The organism is Spiribacter salinus M19-40 (assembly GCF_000319575.2).
In the GTDB taxonomy this organism is placed as follows: Bacteria; Pseudomonadota; Gammaproteobacteria; order Nitrococcales; family Nitrococcaceae; genus Spiribacter; species Spiribacter salinus.
The window spans coordinates 162617-180582 of the sequence record NC_021291.1 but is presented as its reverse complement, the minus strand read 5'-3'; the positions used below and the strand labels follow the sequence as shown (position 1 = coordinate 180582).

16 protein-coding genes are annotated in these 17966 nt (G+C 63.9%); 12 read left to right on the top strand and 4 right to left on the bottom strand.

Features of this window, described 5'->3' with window-relative positions; genetic code table 11:
* Positions 1-20: 20 nt before the first annotated feature.
* The 4 genes from SPISAL_RS00850 to fdhF are packed head-to-tail and all read left to right on the top strand — an operon-like array spanning position 21 to position 6316.
* The gene (locus SPISAL_RS00850) at positions 21-1751 is read left to right on the top strand and encodes a formate--tetrahydrofolate ligase (protein ID WP_016352579.1); all 1731 of its coding nucleotides are present in this window, start codon (positions 21-23) and stop codon (positions 1749-1751) included.
* Positions 1752-1809: 58 nt separating this feature from the next.
* Positions 1810-3432, top strand: coding sequence for an NADH-ubiquinone oxidoreductase-F iron-sulfur binding region domain-containing protein (locus SPISAL_RS00845; protein ID WP_016352578.1), 1623 nt, complete (start codon positions 1810-1812; stop codon positions 3430-3432).
* Positions 3429-4100 carry a 2Fe-2S iron-sulfur cluster-binding protein gene (locus SPISAL_RS08965; RefSeq protein ID WP_016352577.1) on the top strand — a complete coding sequence of 224 codons (672 nt, stop codon included), beginning with the start codon at positions 3429-3431 and terminating at the stop codon, positions 4098-4100. The genes SPISAL_RS00845 and SPISAL_RS08965 overlap by 4 nt, the downstream gene beginning before the upstream one ends.
* Complete coding sequence (gene fdhF / locus SPISAL_RS00840; RefSeq protein WP_016352576.1) at positions 4097-6316, top strand: formate dehydrogenase subunit alpha; 2220 nt, start codon at positions 4097-4099, stop codon at positions 6314-6316. The genes SPISAL_RS08965 and fdhF overlap by 4 nt, the downstream gene beginning before the upstream one ends.
* Here the strand turns inward: fdhF and SPISAL_RS08875 are convergent.
* Complete coding sequence (locus SPISAL_RS08875) at positions 6231-7112, bottom strand: LysR family transcriptional regulator (RefSeq protein ID WP_041389116.1); 882 nt, start codon at positions 7110-7112, stop codon at positions 6231-6233. The genes fdhF and SPISAL_RS08875 overlap by 86 nt on opposite strands.
* A 116-nt stretch (positions 7113-7228) precedes the next feature.
* Here SPISAL_RS08875 and SPISAL_RS00830 point away from each other — a divergent pair, with 116 nt between their 5' ends.
* The 6 genes from SPISAL_RS00830 to SPISAL_RS00810 are packed head-to-tail and all read left to right on the top strand — an operon-like array spanning position 7229 to position 13799.
* Positions 7229-8680 (top strand): aldehyde dehydrogenase family protein, encoded by a 1452-nt coding sequence (locus SPISAL_RS00830; protein WP_016352573.1) that lies wholly within the window; start codon positions 7229-7231, stop codon positions 8678-8680.
* 3 nt (positions 8681-8683) lie between these two features.
* Positions 8684-9685, top strand: a complete 1002-nt coding sequence (locus tag SPISAL_RS00825) for a membrane dipeptidase (RefSeq protein WP_016352572.1) — start codon at positions 8684-8686, stop codon at positions 9683-9685.
* The gene (locus SPISAL_RS08985) at positions 9678-10439 is read left to right on the top strand and encodes a BCCT family transporter (protein WP_245539900.1); all 762 of its coding nucleotides are present in this window, start codon (positions 9678-9680) and stop codon (positions 10437-10439) included. Before SPISAL_RS00825 ends, SPISAL_RS08985 begins: the two co-directional genes overlap by 8 nt.
* Positions 10373-11254: a BCCT family transporter gene (locus SPISAL_RS08980; protein ID WP_245539899.1), complete on the top strand. Its 882-nt coding sequence runs from the start codon at positions 10373-10375 to the stop codon at positions 11252-11254. The genes SPISAL_RS08985 and SPISAL_RS08980 overlap by 67 nt, the downstream gene beginning before the upstream one ends.
* Before the next feature lie 23 nt (positions 11255-11277).
* Complete coding sequence (locus tag SPISAL_RS00815; protein WP_016352571.1) at positions 11278-13026, top strand: hypothetical protein; 1749 nt, start codon at positions 11278-11280, stop codon at positions 13024-13026.
* Positions 13026-13799 carry a DUF3726 domain-containing protein gene (locus tag SPISAL_RS00810; protein ID WP_016352570.1) on the top strand — a complete coding sequence of 258 codons (774 nt, stop codon included), beginning with the start codon at positions 13026-13028 and terminating at the stop codon, positions 13797-13799. Before SPISAL_RS00815 ends, SPISAL_RS00810 begins: the two co-directional genes overlap by 1 nt.
* 25 nt (positions 13800-13824) lie before the next feature.
* Here SPISAL_RS00810 and SPISAL_RS00805 read toward each other — a convergent pair whose 3' ends face one another.
* Positions 13825-14841 carry a zinc-dependent alcohol dehydrogenase family protein gene (locus SPISAL_RS00805; RefSeq protein WP_016352569.1) on the bottom strand — a complete coding sequence of 339 codons (1017 nt, stop codon included), beginning with the start codon at positions 14839-14841 and terminating at the stop codon, positions 13825-13827.
* Positions 14842-14939: 98 nt separating this feature from the next.
* Between SPISAL_RS00805 and SPISAL_RS00800 the strand changes: the two genes are divergently transcribed.
* Complete coding sequence (locus SPISAL_RS00800; protein WP_016352568.1) at positions 14940-15560, top strand: DUF938 domain-containing protein; 621 nt, start codon at positions 14940-14942, stop codon at positions 15558-15560.
* On the opposite strand, the gene SPISAL_RS00795 is transcribed toward SPISAL_RS00800, so the two are convergent.
* Both SPISAL_RS00795 and SPISAL_RS00790 read right to left on the bottom strand, forming a co-directional pair.
* Positions 15535-16422, bottom strand: coding sequence for an alpha/beta hydrolase (locus SPISAL_RS00795; protein WP_425423128.1), 888 nt, complete (start codon positions 16420-16422; stop codon positions 15535-15537). The genes SPISAL_RS00800 and SPISAL_RS00795 overlap by 26 nt on opposite strands.
* A complete protein-coding gene (locus tag SPISAL_RS00790) occupies positions 16410-17102 on the bottom strand; it encodes a M48 family metallopeptidase (RefSeq protein ID WP_016352566.1) in 693 nt (230 codons plus the stop codon). Before SPISAL_RS00790 ends, SPISAL_RS00795 begins: the two co-directional genes overlap by 13 nt.
* Before the next feature lie 109 nt (positions 17103-17211).
* Here SPISAL_RS00790 and SPISAL_RS00785 point away from each other — a divergent pair, with 109 nt between their 5' ends.
* A complete protein-coding gene (locus SPISAL_RS00785; RefSeq protein WP_016352565.1) occupies positions 17212-17880 on the top strand; it encodes a CsgG/HfaB family protein in 669 nt (222 codons plus the stop codon).
* Positions 17881-17966 lie beyond the last annotated feature (86 nt).

Genomic DNA, 17966 nt, shown 5'->3' with positions numbered 1-17966 from the left:
CCCCGAGGAGTGTCCCGCCCATGGCTACGCCAACCGCCGAGACGATGCGTCCCGCACCGCTGCCGAGTGATCTCGAGATCGCCCGGCAGGCTGACCTCAAACCCATTAGCGAAGTAGCAGCCCGCATGGGCCTTGGGCCAGGTATTGTCGAACCGTATGGCCACCATGTCGGCAAAATTCCCCTGGAAGCCATTGAGTCGCTTGCCACGCGGCCGAAGGGGAAATACGTCGTGGTCTCGGCCATTACGCCAACGCCGCTCGGCGAAGGAAAAACCACCACCTCGGTGGGCCTCGCTCAGGGCTTTCATCATATTGGCCGGACGGCGACGGTCGCGCTGCGCCAACCCTCCATGGGGCCCACATTTGGTATCAAAGGCGGTGCGGCGGGTGGCGGCTGGAGTCAGGTTGTTCCCATGGAGCGCATCAACCTGCACATGACCGGTGATATCCACGCGGTTTCGGCCGCTCATAACCTGCTCGCCGCCATGGTGGATAACCACCTCTATCAGGGCAATGCCGCCAACCTGGATCCCTACCAGGTTGCCTGGCGCCGAGTGGTCGATATCAACGACCGGGGGCTACGCCAGATCATCACGGGTATTGGCGGTAAGGCCAACGGCCTGCCACGGGAGACCGGCTTTGACATTACCGCCGCCTCAGAGGTGATGGCCGTACTGGCGCTGGCCGACTCGCTGGACGACCTCCGCCGGCGCCTCGGCCGGGTTGTGGTGGGCTGGACACCCGGTGGCGAACCCGTCACGGCCGAGGATATCGGCTGCGCTGGCGCCATGGCCGTGATGCTCAAGGAGGCCATGAAGCCCAATCTCATGCAGACGCTCGAGAACACGCCCGTGCTCGTACATGCCGGGCCCTTCGGCAACATTGCCCATGGCAACAGCTCCATCGTGGCAGATCGCATCGGCATCCACGGCGGTGACTTCCTGGTCACCGAGGCGGGCTTTGGCGCAGACATGGGCGCCGAGCGCTTTTTCAACATCAAATGCCGCACCTCGGGCATGACGCCGGATGCTGCCGTGCTGGTGGCGACCGTGCGCGGGCTCAAGGTGCACTCCGGCCGGCATCGGGTGGTCGCCGGCAAACCTTTGCCGGAGAGCATGCTCACCGAGAATCCCGAGGACGTTGCCATCGGCGCGGCCAATCTGCGCAAACAGATCGAGAACATGCGCATGCACGGGGTACCGGTCGTCGTGGCAATCAACGCCTTCCCCACGGACTACGCAAGCGAGCACGCCGTGATCGCCGAAGTGGCCGAGTCCATGGGCGCACGTGTTGAAACCTGCACGCACGTCAAGGATGGCGGTGCAGGCGCGGCCGATCTGGCCCGTGCCGTGGAAGAGGCCGCCAACGAAGGCAGCCAGTTTGCGCCGCTCTACCCGGCGGACATGCCGCTATCCGATAAGATCGAATGCTTGGCAACGAAGGTCTATGGCGCGGATGGCATCGACTGCTCCGCCCAGGCCCGTCGTCAACTCGCCGCATTTACCGACAATGGCTATGGCCATTTGCCGGTATGCATCGCAAAGACCCATCTCTCGCTGTCCTCCGACCCGGCGCTTCACGGTGCGCCGACCGGCTGGCGGATGCCGGTTCGGGAGGCACGGCTCTCCGCTGGCGCGGGCTTTGTCTACGCCCTGGCCGGTGACATGCGCACCATGCCCGGGCTTGGATCGCATCCAGCAGCCGAGTCGATTGACCTCAACGAAATGGGTGAAATCGAAGGCCTCTTCTGATCTGTCGTGAGATCGTGGAAAATTGATTCTATAAGCGGATCAGGCAGGAGAGGGTGACATGCGGCTGCTGACGGAACTGGCGTCCATTCAGGCGCAGGAAGGTGCGCTGGACGATGAGACGCTCCGGGCCTTTGCCGAGCGACATCATGTCCCGCTCTACCAGCTTGAGGGCCTGCGGAGTTTCTACCCGGTCTTCCGCGAAGTCCCGGGTGCGCGCCATCGGGTGCAGATCTGCCGCGATGGCCCATGCCGGCTAAAGGGCGAAACTCGGGCCCAAGCGCTTGCCGCGGCACTGGACGAGCGTGCGGACGTCGACGTGGAGACCGTCTCGTGTATCGGTCAGTGCGACTGCGCGCCCGCGCTCGCCGTTGACGATCATCACCACGGGCCGCTGCCCGATGTGGAGACGCTGACCACCTGGCTCGAGGGGAGCGGTGCCCTGCCCAGCCGGCCCACGGGTCTGACCACGCCACTGCCAACCGATCCCTATGCCGACGCCGACGCACACTACGGGGCGAGCCGTCATTGGCTGACCCAGCCCCCGGAAACCGTGATTGACGCGATTGAGACCGCTGGCTTGCAGGGCCTGGGTGGGGCCGCCTTCCCGACGGCGCGAAAATGGCGCTTCACCCGGCAAGCTGAGGGCAACCCGCGTACCGTCATCTGCAACGCCGACGAAAGCGAGCCCGGCACGTTCAAAGACCGGCTGTTGCTCGAGCAGGCGCCGCATCTGGTGATCGAGGGCATGCTCATGGGCGCGGCCGTTATCGAGGCCGATCACGGCATCATTTATTTGCGCCATGAGTACGAGACGGGGCGGCGTGCGCTGGAAACGGCGCTTGAGGCCGCCCGCGCACGCGGTATTCTCGGCCCCGACGCCCGCGGACCCGGCCTGGCATTTGATATTGAGCTGTTTGTCTCCCCTGGGGGTTACATCCTTGGCGAGGAAACAGCACTGCTCGAAGCCCTTGAGGGCCGGCGCGGCGAGCCGCGCCACAAGCCGCCCTTTCCGGTCACAGCGGGCCTGCATGGCGGCCCGACACTGATCAACAACGTCGAGACCCTGGCGGCCGTCAGCAGTATCCTGGCCCATGGGCCGGACTGGTGGCTGGCCCAGGGTCGCGGCGACTATGCCGGGCTGAAATATGTCAGCGTCTCCGGCGATGTCGCCGAACCCCAGGTGCTCTGCCTGCCTTGGGGAACGACCGTTGCCGAGGCCATTAACCAGTGCGGTGGCATGGCAGAGGGGCGCTCGCTAATGGCCTTCTCGCCAGGCGGCGCCTCAACACCCTTCCTGCCGGCAGCGGCCGCCGAAACGCCCATGGCCTTCGAGACATTGCGGGAGGCCGGCAGCGGGCTGGGCACTGGCGCGCTGTTTATTGTGGGGACGGGCCGCAACCTGGCCGAGGTGGTGATTGCTCAGGCGCGCTTCTTTCGCAACGAGTCCTGTGGCAAATGCGTGCCGTGTCGAACAGGATCCACCAAGGGCGTGGCGATGGCGACGGAAGCGGCCCGCCAAAGTGGCGCAGACATCACCCCGGCGCTCCAGCAGTTACACCAGACACTGATGCGCACCTCCATTTGCGGCCTGGGACAGGTCGCCCTGCTGCCCATCCTGGACGCGCTCGAACGCTTCCCCGACGAGCCCTCACTGCAGGCCCTGCGAGGCGCTGAATCATGAGCGAAGTCACCCTGACCATCGACGGACAGCGGGTCACTGTCCCCGCTGGCACGACGATCTGGGATGCCGCGGCCCTGGCCGGTATCGATATCCCGGTCCTCTGCCATGACCCTCGGCTCGAACCGGTGGGGGTGTGTCGCGTTTGCGCGGTGGATGTCGGCGAGCGAACACTCCCGGCCGCTTGCGTTCGAAAAGCCGAAGACGGCATGGACGTCCGCACGCAAACCGACGAGATTCAGGCGCACCGGCGCGTACTCACAGAATTGCTGCTGGCCGACCAACCCCCTGTCAGCCGTCGCGAGGCAACGACTGGTGACGATGGACTGTATGCCCTCGCCCGCAAGGTCGAGGTCGGTGACATCCCGTGGCCAGACGATAGCGCCCGCGCTGCCCGTGGCCAGGACACAAGCTCACCGGTGATTGCCGTTGACCACCAGGCCTGCATTCTCTGCGACCGCTGTGTTCGCGCCTGTGACGAGGTGCAGCACAACGATGTCATCACCCGCACCGGCAAGGGCTACAGCACCCGCATCGCCTTCGACCTCGACGTCCCCATGGGCGAGAGCAGCTGCGTCTCGTGTGGGGAGTGCGTAGCCGCCTGTCCCACCGGGGCCCTGACCCATCAGTTCCCGGGCGCAACGACAACCGCCGGGGAGGAGCGCGCATGAAGACGTTCAACGAGGCCCATCCACCGGCCGCTCTCAACAAGGTGCGCGATGTACCCACGCTCTGCCCGTATTGTGGTGTGGGCTGTGCCCTGCACTACGGCGTGGACGAAGCGGGCGTCATTCAGTATGCCCGCGGTCGCAACGGCGCATCCAATGCCGGGCGGTTGTGTGTCAAAGGCCGATACGGATTTGATTACGCCGGCCACCCGCAACGCCTCACCCGGCCACTCATACGCCGCGACAGCGCCTATCCGCGTGGGCCCCTCTCGGGCTTTAGCCGGCAGAACAGTAGCGGCCCGCGCAAACCCGGCGGCATTGTCGACTATGACGAGGTGCTCCCCCATTTTCGTGAGGCGAGCTGGGAAGAGGCGCTGGACCGCGTCGCCGCCGGCCTCGGCGGCATTCGGGACACCCATGGCCCGGATGCCCTGGCGGGTTTCGGTTCAGCCAAGGGCTCTAATGAAGAGGCCTACCTATTTCAGAAATTCATTCGCGCCGTGCTGGGCACCAATAACGTCGATCACTGCACGCGCCTTTGCCATGCCTCGTCCGTCTATGCGCTGATCGAGGGGATTGGCTCTGGCGCGGTGACCAATGTCGTGCGCGATATCGAAAATGCCGAGGTTGCCGTTATTGCCGGCTGTAACCCCACCGCCAATCACCCTGTGGCCGCCACGTTCATGAAACAGGCCGCCAGCGCGGGCACCGATCTGTTGGCGGTCAACGTCCGCCGGCCCGGCATTGCCGATTACTGCCGCCAGTACTGCCAGATCAAACCTGGGGCTGATGTCGCGTTCTACAACGCCGTGATGCAGGTGATCATCGCTGAAGGCCTGCATGACCGGACGTTTATCGACGCACGCACCGGGGGCTTCGAAGCCCTGCAGGCGGCCGTTGCACATTACACGCCCGCCGTCGCCGAACCGCTCACGGGCATACCCGCCAGTGAGATCATCGCCTTCGCCCGGCGTCTGGGCCAGGCGCGATCGGCCATGTTCTTCTGGGGCATGGGGATCAGCCAGCATGTGTTTGGCACCGACAACGCCCGCTGCCTGATTGCACTGGCCCTGCTGACCGGCAATATCGGCCGCCCCGGCACGGGACTCCATCCGCTGCGCGGTCAGAACAACGTGCAGGGCGCTTCGGATGCCGGACTGATCCCGATGTACTACCCGGGCTACCAATCCGTGGCGGACCCGGAGGTTCAGCGTCGTTTCGAGGCCCTCTGGGGTGTCGATCTGCCCAACAAACCCGGGCTGACCACGGCCGAGATTACCCATGCCGCGCTGGATGGAGATATCCGGGGGCTCTATTGCATGGGCGAGAACCCGTTTCTTTCTGATCCGGACATGAATCGCGTGCGCGAAGCGCTGGCGAGCCTGGATTTTCTGGTGGTCCAGGACCTGTTCATCACCGAAACCGCCGAGTTTGCCGACGTGATCCTGCCGGCCTCCGCTTTTATGGAAAAGCGTGGCACGTTCACCAACACCGACCGACGGGTGCAAATCGGCCGGCCCGTGCGCGAGCCGCCTGGAGAGGCCCGCCAGGACTGGCATATCCTGCGTGATCTGGCACAGCGCCTCGGCCATGACTGGGGCTATGCCGATGAATCAGCGGTGTTTGACGAGTTTGTGGAAACCGCGCCGCCCTACGCCAATCTCACCTATGAGCGCCTCGGCGAGCAGGGCCGCTGGTATCCCTGCCCATCGGCGGACTCCGAGGGCGAGCGTGTCCTGTTCAGCGAGGTCTTCCCCATTGGACGTGCTCGGTTTGTGCCGGCCGAACTGGGGGTGGCGCCTGATTTGCCGGACGACGATTACCCACTTGTACTGAACACCGGCCGCCAGCTCGAACACTGGCACACCGGCGTGATGACGCGACGCTCGCGGGCGCTGGATGCCATTGCGCCGGAGGCGCGGGTCGAGGTGCACCCGGACGACGCCGCGCGCCTCGGCATCAGCGAAGGCCAATGGACACAGATCGCATCCCGTCGGGGCGATGTCCAAGTCCAGGCCCACCTGACTCGGGATGTCGCCACCGGCACGCTCTTTTTGCCCATGCACTTCCGTGAGGCCGCTGCGAATCTCCTGACCAGTCCCGAGCTGGACCCGTTCGGCAAGATCCCGGAGTTCAAGATCTGCGCGGTTCGGCTTGTGCCCTTATCGCCGCCATCAACGCAGACGCCGCCGGCCGGGGTGTCTCACGCCGCAAGCTGATTAGCCCGATATCGCGTGTCGGGCGCTCGCCACGCATGGGCCGAAAAACCAGGTCATCACCGGCTTCAAAGAGGGCCAGCTCCGGCAGCAGGGTCACCCCTAACCCCCCGCGCACCATGGCCAGCAACGAGACGATGTTCGGCACATGGAAGCGGGCGGAATCCAGGATGGCCCGAGCCGCCGGGTCACTGACCTGACGAAATGTCCCGTTGGTGATGAGGGTGTAGGGCGCAAGCGCCTCCCAGGAACAGGAAGCCCTCGCGTCGGCCAATGGATGATCCGCTGGGCACACCAATCCCATCCGATCCTCGGTGAGGTGCTCAAAGACCAGATCGACGTCCAAACCGGTATCCGTCGCAATCCCGAAATCCACGCGCCGACTCAGCACCCGCTGCTGGACATGGGTCGCTGTTCCGTCTTCGACCGACACCTCAATGTCGGGATAGGCATTGGCAAAGCCGGCCAGCACTGTCGGCAGCGTTCGCCCGGCATAGGAGGGAATGGAGGCCAGGGCGACCTGACCGGTGCGCCGGTGGGCGTGGTCCAGCAAATCCCGACTGACCCGTTCATGGTGGTCGACCAGCGCTTTGATACGCGGGTAATGATCCCGCCCGAAAGGCGTCAATGCCGCCTTGCGCCCGCGCTCGAACAGCGGCTGCCCCAGTTGCGCCTCAAGGTCGCGAATGGCCAATGAAACCGCTGGCTGGCTTCGAGCGCACAGCTCGGCGGCGGCCTGATAACTGTGGGTGTCCGCTACCAGAAGGAAATATCGGAGCTGCTGGATTTTCAGGGCCATCGCGGTTTCCTGATGATGAATCGATGGATCAGATTTTTTTATAAATTCATTTCTGAAATCAACTTGTCTTTTTTCTGTGCAGTGCCAGCATGACGCATTGGCAATGAGGAGGCGACATGGGCGATTCGGTGTATAGCAACTACATCGCCGGCGAATGGCAGGCCGGTGTACGCACGATCGATAATCGCAATCCATCGGATCTGAGCGACAGCCTCGGGCAATTCGCCCAGGCGGACGCCGCGCAGACGCGCGAGGCCATTGCCGCCGCCCGCGCCGCACAGCCTGAGTGGGCCGCTGTCGGGCTTGAGGCCCGCTATAACGCGCTGCTCGCCATTGGCACCGAGCTTATGGACCGTGCCGAGCCATTGGGCCGCGAACTCTCTCGTGAAGAGGGCAAACCCCTCGCCGAGGGCAAAGGCGAGGTCTATCGCGCCGGGCAATTCTTCCACTATTACGCGGCTGAAGTGCATCGTCAGATCGGTGATGTCACCGACTCGGTCCGCCCCGGAATCGAAGTGATGGCCCAGCGTGAGCCGGCGGGCGTTGTGGGTGTTATTTCCCCCTGGAACTTTCCGCTGGCGACGGCTGCGTGGAAGATCGCGCCAGCGCTTGCCTTTGGCAATGCCGTGATCTGGAAGCCCGCTAACCTCGTGCCCGCCAGCGCCTGGCATTTCGCTGAAATCGTCTCGCGTCAGAACCTGCCCGCCGGGACCTTTAACCTGGTCATGGGCGCCGGACGGGAGGTGGGCGATACCCTCGTCAGCGCGCCGGAACTGGATGCCATCACCTTTACGGGCTCGGTTGAAACCGGTCGTCAGGTGGGCCTGCGCGCCATGGAAAATCTCACCCGCGTGCAAATGGAAATGGGCTCCAAAAATCCCCTGGTGGTCCTGGATGACGCCGATCTCGAGACCGCGGTGCAATGCGCATTTGCTGGCGGCTTCTCCGGCACGGGCCAGAAATGCACGGCCTCATCCCGACTCATCGTGACCGATGCCATCCATGATCGCTTCGTCGAGGCGCTCTGCAAGCGTTTGGCATCGGCGCGCGTCGGCCATGCCCTTGAGCCTGGCACGGAGATCGGGCCCGTCGTTGACGAGCGCCAGCTCAACCAGGATCTCGACTGGATTCAAAAGGCAAAGGATGAGGGGGCCACCCTGGCCGTGGGGGGTGAGCGCGTCAGCGCACCCACCGAGGGCTATTTCCTGCAGCCCACGCTGTTCACCGACACGCACAACGCCATGACGATCAACCAGGAAGAGATGTTCGGACCGATGGCATGCGTGATTCGCGTAAAAGACGCCGAAGAGGCGCTCCACGTCGCCAATGACACCCGTTTCGGGCTGACCGCCGGGGTGATCACCGAATCCCTCAGCGCGGCCAACACCTTCCGCCGCCAGGCCCGCTTTGGCTGCACGATGGTCAACCTGCCCACGGCGGGCACCGATTACCACGTGCCCTTCGGCGGTCGCGGCGAGTCAAGCTTTGGCCCGCGGGAACAGGGGCAGTACGCCCGCGAGTTCTACACGCGGGTCAAGACCAGCTATGTACGCCTCGGCGAGGGCTGAATCGTGACCGATCGCCTGCGCATCGATGGTTTGCAGTACGGCCGCTGGAGCCGCGCGATCTTTGAGGAGATGCGGGCGGCCCGGCTGGATGCCGTCCACGTTACTGCCGCTTACTGGGAGAATGCCCGCGAGCTCATGGCCAACATCGGGGCGTGGCACCGGCGCTTTGAAGCGCATGCCGACCTCATCATGCCGGTCCGAACCGCCGCGGATATTGATCATGCCAAGGCCTCCGGGCGGACCGGGATCATCCTTGGCCTGCAGAACTGCTCGCCCATCGAGGATGCGGTCGATCTCATATCGGTCTTCAAGCAGCTCGATGTTCACATCATGCAGATCTCATACAACAACCAGTCGCTGATGAGCTGCGGCTATCTGGAGAACGACGACGCCGGGCTGAGTCGTTTTGGCCGCGAGGCCATACGCGAGATGAATCGCGTGGGCATGGTCGTCGATACCTCCCACACGGCGGAGCGCTCGACGCTCGAGGCCATCGAGTACTCCGCACGCCCCACCGTGGTCTCCCACGCCAACCCGCAAAGCGCACGAGCCACGCTGCGTAACAAATCCGAGCGGGTAATGCGGGCAGTTGCCGAGAGCAACGGCCTCATGGGGTTTAGCTGTTATCCATTTCACCTGCCAGAAGGCTCGGATACCCCGCTCGAGCAATTCACCGAGATGGTGGCACGGGCCGTGGACGTGATGGGGGTCGAGCATCTGGCAATCGGCACGGATCTTTGTCAGGACCAGCCCGTCGAGGTCCTGACGTGGATGCGCAACGGAAACTGGGCGCGGGTCATGGACTATGGCGAGGGGTCGGCCGATCAGCCCGACTGGCCTCGGCCGCTGTCCTGGCTTGGGGGCGCACGGGACTTTCCGAATATTGAAAAGGGTCTTGAGGCCCGGGGATTCGATCCGACCGAGGTAGATGCCTTGATCGGGGGCAACTGGCGACGCTTCTTAGGAGAGGCACTAAAACCAAAGGGAGTGGGGGAGAATGAGTAAAGAACAGACGGCGCGGATGAAACAGGCGCCACCGCAGGCCGGCATGAATGCCACCCTGGGCGACCCCTGGGTACTGGGCATCAGCGCAGGGTTCATCCTGCTGTTCATCGGCCTGTCGATTGCCGATGTCGACATGGTCTCGGGCATGGTCGGCGATGCGTTCGCCTGGACCGCCAAATATCTAGGATCCTACTTCCAGCTACTCTTGCTACTCACCTTCGTGATCGCCATTGCGGTGGCGATTTCACCCGCGGGTGGCGCCGTGATGGGCGACCTGGATCAGCCCGAAATCAGCACCTTCCGCTGGATTGCCATCATTATGTGCACCCTCCTGGCAGGTGGCGGCGTGTTTTTTGCCGCGGGCGAGCCGGTCTATCACTTCATTGCCCAGACACCGCCTGCGTTCGATGCCGAGACCGGAACGGCCGAAGCAATCCAGGGCGCCCTGGCCCAGTCATTCATGCACTGGGGCTTTCTGGCCTGGGCGGTACTCGGCGGACTGACCAGTTTGGTGCTGGTCCACGCCCACTACGTCAAAGGCCAGCCCCTGCAGCCACGCACGCTGCTCTATCCCGTCTTTGGTGAGCGCGTGATGCATGGCGCCATCGGCGGCACCATTGATGCCGTCTGTGTCATCTCGGTGGTCGCGCCGGGACGGTCGGGCCTATCGGCTTTCTGGCCACGCAGGTGGCCTATGGCGGCAGTGTCCTGTTCGGGCTCTCCGAGGGCTACGGCACACAGCTCACTGTGCTGATCATCCTGGGGGCGATCTATGTCACCTCGGCCATTACCGGCATCCATCGCGGGATCCAGCTACTCAGTCGTTTCAACGTCTACCTCGCTCTCGCCATCGGCGCCGTGATTCTGGTGTTTGGCCCGACGCTGTTCCTGATCGATGCCTATACACAGGGCATTGGTGCCTATGTCGGTAACTTCCTGGGCATGGCGACCATGACCACCCAGACCGCGCCCGACTGGTGGATGAAGTGGTGGACGATCTTTTTCTTTGCCTGGTTCATTGGCTACGGGCCACTGATGGCACTCTTTGTTGCGCGCATCTCCCGTGGCCGAACGGTTCGGCAGATGATCCTGGCCGTCTGCGTGGCAGCGCCCGTCGCCACGACGATCTGGTTCACCCTGCTCGGTGGATCCGGCATCTTCTATCAGCTCAATGGCACGATCGATCTGGCGGAGGCACTCACCAACTTCCGCTTTGATGTTGCGACATTGACGGTTGCACAGGCCCTGCCCCTCGGCACGCTCATGGCGGTCGCCATTCTGGTGCTGACCACGATCTTTGTGGCCACCACCGGGGACTCGATGAGCTATACGATCTCCATGGTTGCCACGGGTCATGACGAGCCCAACACCGCTGTGCGCGCCTTCTGGGGCATCACGCTGGCGGTGATGGCGGCCATCCTGTTGTATATGGGCGCGGGCCAGATCTCGGCGCTGCAACAGTTCATCGTGGTCACCGCCATTCCGGTGTCACTGATCCTGTTGCCATCTCTGTGGACCGGCCCCAAAGCCGCCTATGCCATGGCACGTGCCCAGGGGCTCGTTCGTTAAACTCAAATGTAAGGAGGGACATCATGGTTGCTGCAGTCCGACGTACCGTCAGCGTTCAGGCGGACAACCCCAGACCGGATACCGGTCGTGTCCCTCTACGTCCACCGGCCGAGGTCATGGACCTCGACCGGCTGGGCAGCCTGCATCAGTGCCGGCTGAGTTTTATCCGCACGCTGATGCGCAAGGTGATGGCCGAGCGCTGGGCTATTCAGCGCCAGCGCTTCGACCTCGATGCCGAGGGTTATGGCACCTGTATCTATCGGATCGCCAGCCCCACCCGCATCTACAACATGGTGATCTTCTCCCAGTACCTGGATCCGGAAGACCGATCCGACCGGGTGATCGCAAATGCCTGGGATGTCGCCTTTGCCTTGTGCCTGGGTGATGTGGATGACGCCTACCTTGAGCTTTTGCGTGAGAACGTCCCCCGTCAGGAGGCGGGTCGTTGTGACCCGCGTGTGCTGGTGCTCTCCCGCGCAAACCGGTCATTGCGCAATTTCTCCAGCATGGTGGATGACCTGGCCGCGGGGCGTCAGCCTGATCCCGATCAACTCGCCCGCGTCGGCTATCTCTATCGAACGACCGCGGTGTACGGCAATGGCAAATTCGGGATAGCGGACTACCCGCGCATCCGCGATTCAGAGGATTTTGGCCTGCCATTCTCGGCACAGATGTTCTCGGTCTACCTCCTGCGCGACTTCAGCATCCGCCAGGTCGAACACATCGCCCGGCACCGCGCCCCGAAGACCGCGGTGGAGTTGCATCCGGAACTGCAGCGCTATCTCGGCATCGGCAACAGCACAGGCCTTGGCATGGCACCGTTTCTGATCAACCACCCGCAGCTGATCAACCAGTGGCTGCTCATGCGTGAGTCCGCGCTATCGCGTTGCCTGGGTGAAATCCCCAATCAGGAAACCCGCGACCGCATGATCGCGCTGATCGACCACGCCATCGCACACAATACCGAGACATTCACCGACGACGACCGCCAGGCTCGGAAGAACGCACGCCTCGGCCAGGAACTGCATCAAGCCCGGGACTGGCTGGAGGGCACGACACTCCCCGAGGCCATGCTCTGGCAGGCCCTCCTCGACTGGTCCCGGAAATGCTGCTCACTGGAAACCCAGGAGATCCTGAACTCGCTGCTCATGGAGCTCTACCCGGAGCGTGTGGATGAGCTCGAGCACAGCATGGGCGCGATGGAATCGCAGGACCTCAGCCCTGAGATGGGCACCGACGACCTGCTGGCCCGCCTGCGGCGTGACTACGACTGGGCGCTCGCCTACGATTTTAACGACCCCGCACAGACCCATCTGTTCTGGTATCGATCGGCCGAAAAAGAAGAACCCCGACTGGGAGAGCGCGGCGTCGATTCCGGCGAAGACCGGGAAATGGGCCTGGATATTGCCCGCCAGGCGCGTCAGCTCTATGACGCACTGATCGACTGGGAGCAGGTACAGGGCCAGCCAACGCCCCTGGTCGAATTTTTGCTGGCCAACCCCCGTCTCAAGGGCATCGCCCGGCGCGTTCAGACTCTCTCGGAACACGCCTACGGCGACATCCGGGCCAACCTCTTGATGAAAGGCACGCTGCCGATCGACTTGCTGCGCTGCAAGCTCGCCTTTTTTGGGGCCACCAAGTTTGATCCGCGATCCGACCGCTGGGTGCGCATCACCATGTTTCAGGGCGCACCACGCATCGAGGACATTGGCCAGCATTTTGCGGATGACTGGTGGATGCCGCTCAAACCCGACCTGGCCGAGTCATCGTGATGCACATCTCACTCAACGAGTTCACGATTGTGTGTCGACGGGCCCTCGATGGCATCGGCTTCCCGCCGGGGGAGTACGAGGATGCCGCGGACATGGTGGTCTGGCTCGAGCAGCATGGGCTGAACGGGGCTCGGCTCCTCGGCGAGATCCTCCCCCGCCTGACCGGCGAGGAATGGCCGGCCCTCATTCGTCAGCACGATGACGGCGGCTGCGTGGTCATGCGCATGGACCATGGCTCGATCCTCCATGGCGGCAGCCTTGCGGCCGACCTGGCCTGCACTCGCGCCCTCGAGACCGGGATCGGGATCGTGCGATTGCGGGGATGCCGTGATCGCAGCTTCGTCCTGGGTTATCTGGCGCGGTGTGCCCGGCGCGGCCATCACATTGCCGCGTTCTGGTGTACCGGCGAGCCTCGGCGCGCCGTTCAAAACGTCGGCATTGCCCTTGCCGACGAGCGGCTGCCGGTGTTCCGGCGCTTCCGTGCCGATGGCGGCGGCGAGCAGGAGGCGGACACGGACACCCTCACCCTCATGGCGACTCGCGATTTCGCGATGCTGCCTGCGGCCCCCACGGATCACCCCAGTATCGAACTCCTCGAAATGGTCACGACCGAAGAGTTCGATGCGCGATCACGCCGGGCCTGGGATCAGGGCATCGAGGTCGAGCCCGAGCTCTGGCAGCAGCTAAAGACCCTCGCTGGCACCAAACTGGTGGAAGCCACTGACGCATCCCGCACCCGGGGCGCGGGCGAGGCGCACCCTAACTCGGAATAGGGGCACCCGAGCGGGTGCGAGCGCATCAGATGTCGACGCAGATCTTGCCGAAATGTGCCCCGCTTTCTTCGTGACGGAATGCATCGACCAGCTCTGTGAGCGGGAAGTGGCGATCAATCACCGGACGAATGCCGGTGGCCTCCATGGCCGTGACGAGGTTTTGCTGATCCGCGCGACTACCCACAAGAACACCCCGAAGCCGGAGCTGACGCAGCAACGCCTGAATCAACGGAAACTCGCCCTTCACACCGGTGAGCACGCCAATTAACGAAACATGCCCGCCAACGGCGGCGGCGGTCATGGATTGCTGGAGGGTGCCCGGGCCCCCGACTTCCACCACATGATCTACACCCCGACCATCGGTCAGCTCGCGCACCGCGCTGCCCCATTCAGGCGTTTCCTGGTAATTGATGACGGCATCAGCCCCCATGGCCTTGAGGCGCTCAAGCTTTTCCGCGCTCGACGAGGTGCTGATAACACGCGCCCCCGCCGCAACGGCCATTTGCAGGGCGAAAATCGAGACCCCACCGGTGCCCAGCGTCAGCACCGTCTGACCGGGCTGAAGATTGCCGTGCACAAACAGCGACCGCCAGGCCGTGGTGCCCGCCGTGGTCAGCGTGGCGGCCTCGGCATGAGACCAGCCCACCGGTGCCCGGGTGAACGATGTCGCAGCAGCCGTAATGGACTCACGGGCAAAACCGTCGATGCCATCACCGGGGGTCCCCCCGAAGCCCTCGTCCACGGGGTCACCGGCCAGCCAGTCTGGGAAGAACGTGCTCACAACGGCATCGCCCTCACGGAATTCGGTCACGCCGTCGCCGACCGCGGTCACCTCACCCGCGCCGTCCGACATGGGAATGCGGGCCTCATGCTTGGGTGCCATCGGTCCCTTGACCACACCATAGTCATGAAAATTCAGTGAGCTGGCTCGCAGGCGGACCGTGATCTCTCCCTGACCGGGTGCGGCCGGTTGGCCACCATCGATCAGCTCAGCGCTCTCAAATCCGCCACCGGGTGCCAGTCGAATTGTGCGGTTCTCCATTGAAATCTCTCTGCTGTCGGCCTGTTTGATTGCGTGCTCATGCTGTTCGCGTGGCTTAGTGGATGCAAGCATGCCAGCGTTGCCGGTAGGCTGCACATATGGAAAACCCAACTGATCTTCGCCAATTCAGCCCAGCAGCCGCCCGCAATCGCGAGCCGATCCTGGGCGTGCTGCAATCCGTGTTGCCACAGGAGGCCCGCGTCCTCGAGTTCGCGAGTGGCACAGGCGAGCATGCCGCTCACTTCTGTGCGGCCATGCCAGGATGGGATTGGCAGCCAAGCGATCCATCATCACCGGCGCGGGCCTCCATCGAGGCCTGGAAGGCCGACTTCGGCCTGCCCAACTTGCGGGCACCCCTTGCCCTGGATGCGACCGATGCATGGCCCGCTGGGCCGTTCGACGCCATCCTCGCCGTGAACCTGGTGCATATCTCGCCGTGGGCCGTGACGCCCGCGCTCATGGCAGGGGCTGCGCGTCATCTCAATGGGAATGGGGTGCTGGTGCTCTACGGACCCTATCGGCGTGACGGAGTGCATACCGCCCCGAGCAATGCCGACTTTGACGCCGACCTACGCCAGCGGGATCCGGCTTGGGGTATCCGTGATCTGGAAGCCGTAAGTGACGCAGCGGCTGCCTGCGGGCTTGTCTGCGAGCAGGTCGCCGAGATGCCTGCGAATAACCTGACGGTCGTCTTCAGGCTGACCGGGCGGCCTGACTGACGGGGTCAAGCCGATTCAAAAAGCCCGACAAGCGCGGCCACTGATCGGCCAGCTCAGCGCTCAAATCATGCCCACCGCGCAACCAGACGAGCTCAATTTGATTCGGGTCGGCCGCCGCCGCTAGCGCTTCCGCGTCTTGCGGCGGAATGACGCGATCAGAGCGACCATGGGCAATCAGCACAGGGCAGCGAATCGCCCGAATCACATTAACCGGCGCGATCGCCTCAAACCGATACCCGATCACGTGCTCGACATAACGCAGAATCAAAAAGCCCAGGGGCATCAGCGGAATCCCGCGTGCGGCGAGCCACCGGCGCATCATAACGCCCGGATGCACAAAACCCGCCAAGCTAATGACACCCGCCAGATCATTCCGCCGCGAGGCCGCCAGTAACGTCGCCGCGGCACCAACGGAGTGCCCAGCTACAACCATGGGCCCGGCCCCATCCTCGGTGCGGGCCTGCAGCCAGGCCAGCGCCGCATCAATGTCCTCGGCAAACCGCGGCATGGATGAAAACGTGTCCGAATCACTCTCACCGTGATTGCGAACATCGAACATTAACACCTGCCAGCCGAGGGCTTGCAGCGGGCGTGCCAGCGGCACCAGGGCACATCGGTTCACGCCCCAGCCATGGCACAGCACGACACGGCCGCGTTGTGGATCACCGTCCAAAAGCCACGCCGACAGCCACTTGCCGCGAGCGGTCGGGATCTGGACGGCTTGCCCGACAAGGCCGAGCGCCTCGGGGGTGGTGGTCACCGGCACCCGCGGTGCGGCCAACCGGCGATGCAGCCAGGCGCGAGCGGCCAGCATCAGCACCACGACCACCGCCAGTGTGATCGCAATGATCAATCCAGGCACCCGCCATTGAGACGCGCACGGCGCGCCCGCCAATCCGGCAGGAAGCGATCCATAAAGCCATAAAAACGGGCGTTATGACCCCGCTCAAGCAAATGGACCATCTCGTGCACCAGCACATACTCAAAACACGTGTCGGGATAACGGATCAGATCCAGATTAAGCCAGATGCGCCGAGCCGGCGGGTTGCAACTGCCCCAGAGCGTCTTCATGCGCCGCACTCGCGACTCCTTAACCTGCACACCCATAATCGGTTCCCACCGCGCGATCAGCGCGGGCAGCCGAGCCTTCGCCTCACGGCGGTAAAAGCGCTCAAGCAACTGGCGACGCGTCGCTTCGTCGCTCTCGGGCGCCGTTCTCATCTGCAGCTCTCCATCCACGCAGCGCACGCCCCCGTTGCCCCGCCCGGGCACGATGCGCAGGGAATGAACAGCCCCCCGAAAGACCACGCGGGCCCCGTCACTCAACACAGGCTCGGCGGGCATGGCCTCCTCGCGACGCTGCAGGCGCTCGCGCTGGGCGCGAATCCAGGGCAGACGCGACTCCACCAGCGCCCGAATCGCGGTATCGGAATAAGCCGGACCTGCCGACACCCGCACCGCACCCCCAGGAGACGTGACCCGGATGTAGCAGTGCCGAATGGCTTTGCGCTCAATGGCCACCGACAGGTCGGCGACCTCCATGTCGCGAGTTACCGTCAATGTCTGCGTGCCTTATGCGCCGAACAAGTCATGGGTCGAACAGTCTAAACTGAGTCGGGTTCACAAGGGATCCCGGAACAAGGAGTTCATCATGCCAAGTCTTTCACTTTCCCTGCGCCTCGGCGGGGTGCTCGCCCTCGCACTCCTACTCACCGCTTGCGCCTCCGTCAGCGGCAGCGGCGAATACAATCGCGCCTATGACCTCAGCGCCATCCAGCGCACCGCCGTGATTTCAGTGGATGGCATTGGCGGGCAAGCCGCGCAGGATCAAATCGCCAGCATGTTCAACCAGGCCCTGCTCGGCCGCGGCTACAGCCCCATCGAGCGCAGCCGTATCAACACGGTGCTCGATGAGCAGGACTTCTCCCGCTCGGAGGTCACCACCGCGACGGGCGCATCCCGGGCCGGCGAGATCCTGAACGTCGACACCGTCGTGCTCATTAACGTCCCCGAGTTTGGTGATGACATGAGCATGAGCGCCCAGATGGTGGACGTGCAGGACGGCACCATCCTCTGGTCGGCCAGCGGCAGCGCCCGCACCGGAGCCGACATGACCCGTCGCTCAGGCCAGATCCTCGGCGCCATCGGTGGCGCAGTCATCGGTGCAGAGGTGGGCGGCGATGGCGATAGCGGGGCGATTGCCGGTGGTGTGGGCGGCGCCGTGGGCGGCGGTGTCCTCGGCGATGCCCTGTCGCGGCAGCGCCAAGAGCAGTCAGCTGTCCTGGTGGATCAGCTCACGCGTAGCCTACCCGAGCGCTGATAGACGCCGCCTATCATTCACCTCGGGCCATTGCATTTTCCCAACCGCTGGATCGCGCCTATCATGGGCGCTGATCTATTTAGCAG

Bases quoted from the DNA above. Each gene is read 5' to 3' on its own strand.
- SPISAL_RS00850 (WP_016352579.1), top strand. From the start codon at position 21: ATGGCTACGCCAACCGCCGAGACGATGCGTCCCGCACCGCTGCCGAGT.
- SPISAL_RS00845 (WP_016352578.1), top strand. From the start codon at position 1,810: ATGCGGCTGCTGACGGAACTGGCGTCCATTCAGGCGCAGGAAGGTGCG.
- SPISAL_RS08965 (WP_016352577.1), top strand. From the start codon at position 3,429: ATGAGCGAAGTCACCCTGACCATCGACGGACAGCGGGTCACTGTCCCC.
- fdhF (WP_016352576.1), top strand. From the start codon at position 4,097: ATGAAGACGTTCAACGAGGCCCATCCACCGGCCGCTCTCAACAAGGTG.
- SPISAL_RS08875 (WP_041389116.1), bottom strand. From the start codon at position 7,112: ATGGCCCTGAAAATCCAGCAGCTCCGATATTTCCTTCTGGTAGCGGAC.
- SPISAL_RS00830 (WP_016352573.1), top strand. From the start codon at position 7,229: ATGGGCGATTCGGTGTATAGCAACTACATCGCCGGCGAATGGCAGGCC.
- SPISAL_RS08985 (WP_245539900.1), top strand. From the start codon at position 9,678: ATGAGTAAAGAACAGACGGCGCGGATGAAACAGGCGCCACCGCAGGCC.
- SPISAL_RS00815 (WP_016352571.1), top strand. From the start codon at position 11,278: ATGGTTGCTGCAGTCCGACGTACCGTCAGCGTTCAGGCGGACAACCCC.
- SPISAL_RS00810 (WP_016352570.1), top strand. From the start codon at position 13,026: ATGCACATCTCACTCAACGAGTTCACGATTGTGTGTCGACGGGCCCTC.
- SPISAL_RS00805 (WP_016352569.1), bottom strand. From the start codon at position 14,841: ATGGAGAACCGCACAATTCGACTGGCACCCGGTGGCGGATTTGAGAGC.
- SPISAL_RS00800 (WP_016352568.1), top strand. From the start codon at position 14,940: ATGGAAAACCCAACTGATCTTCGCCAATTCAGCCCAGCAGCCGCCCGC.
- SPISAL_RS00790 (WP_016352566.1), bottom strand. From the start codon at position 17,102: ATGGAGGTCGCCGACCTGTCGGTGGCCATTGAGCGCAAAGCCATTCGG.
- SPISAL_RS00785 (WP_016352565.1), top strand. From the start codon at position 17,212: ATGCCAAGTCTTTCACTTTCCCTGCGCCTCGGCGGGGTGCTCGCCCTC.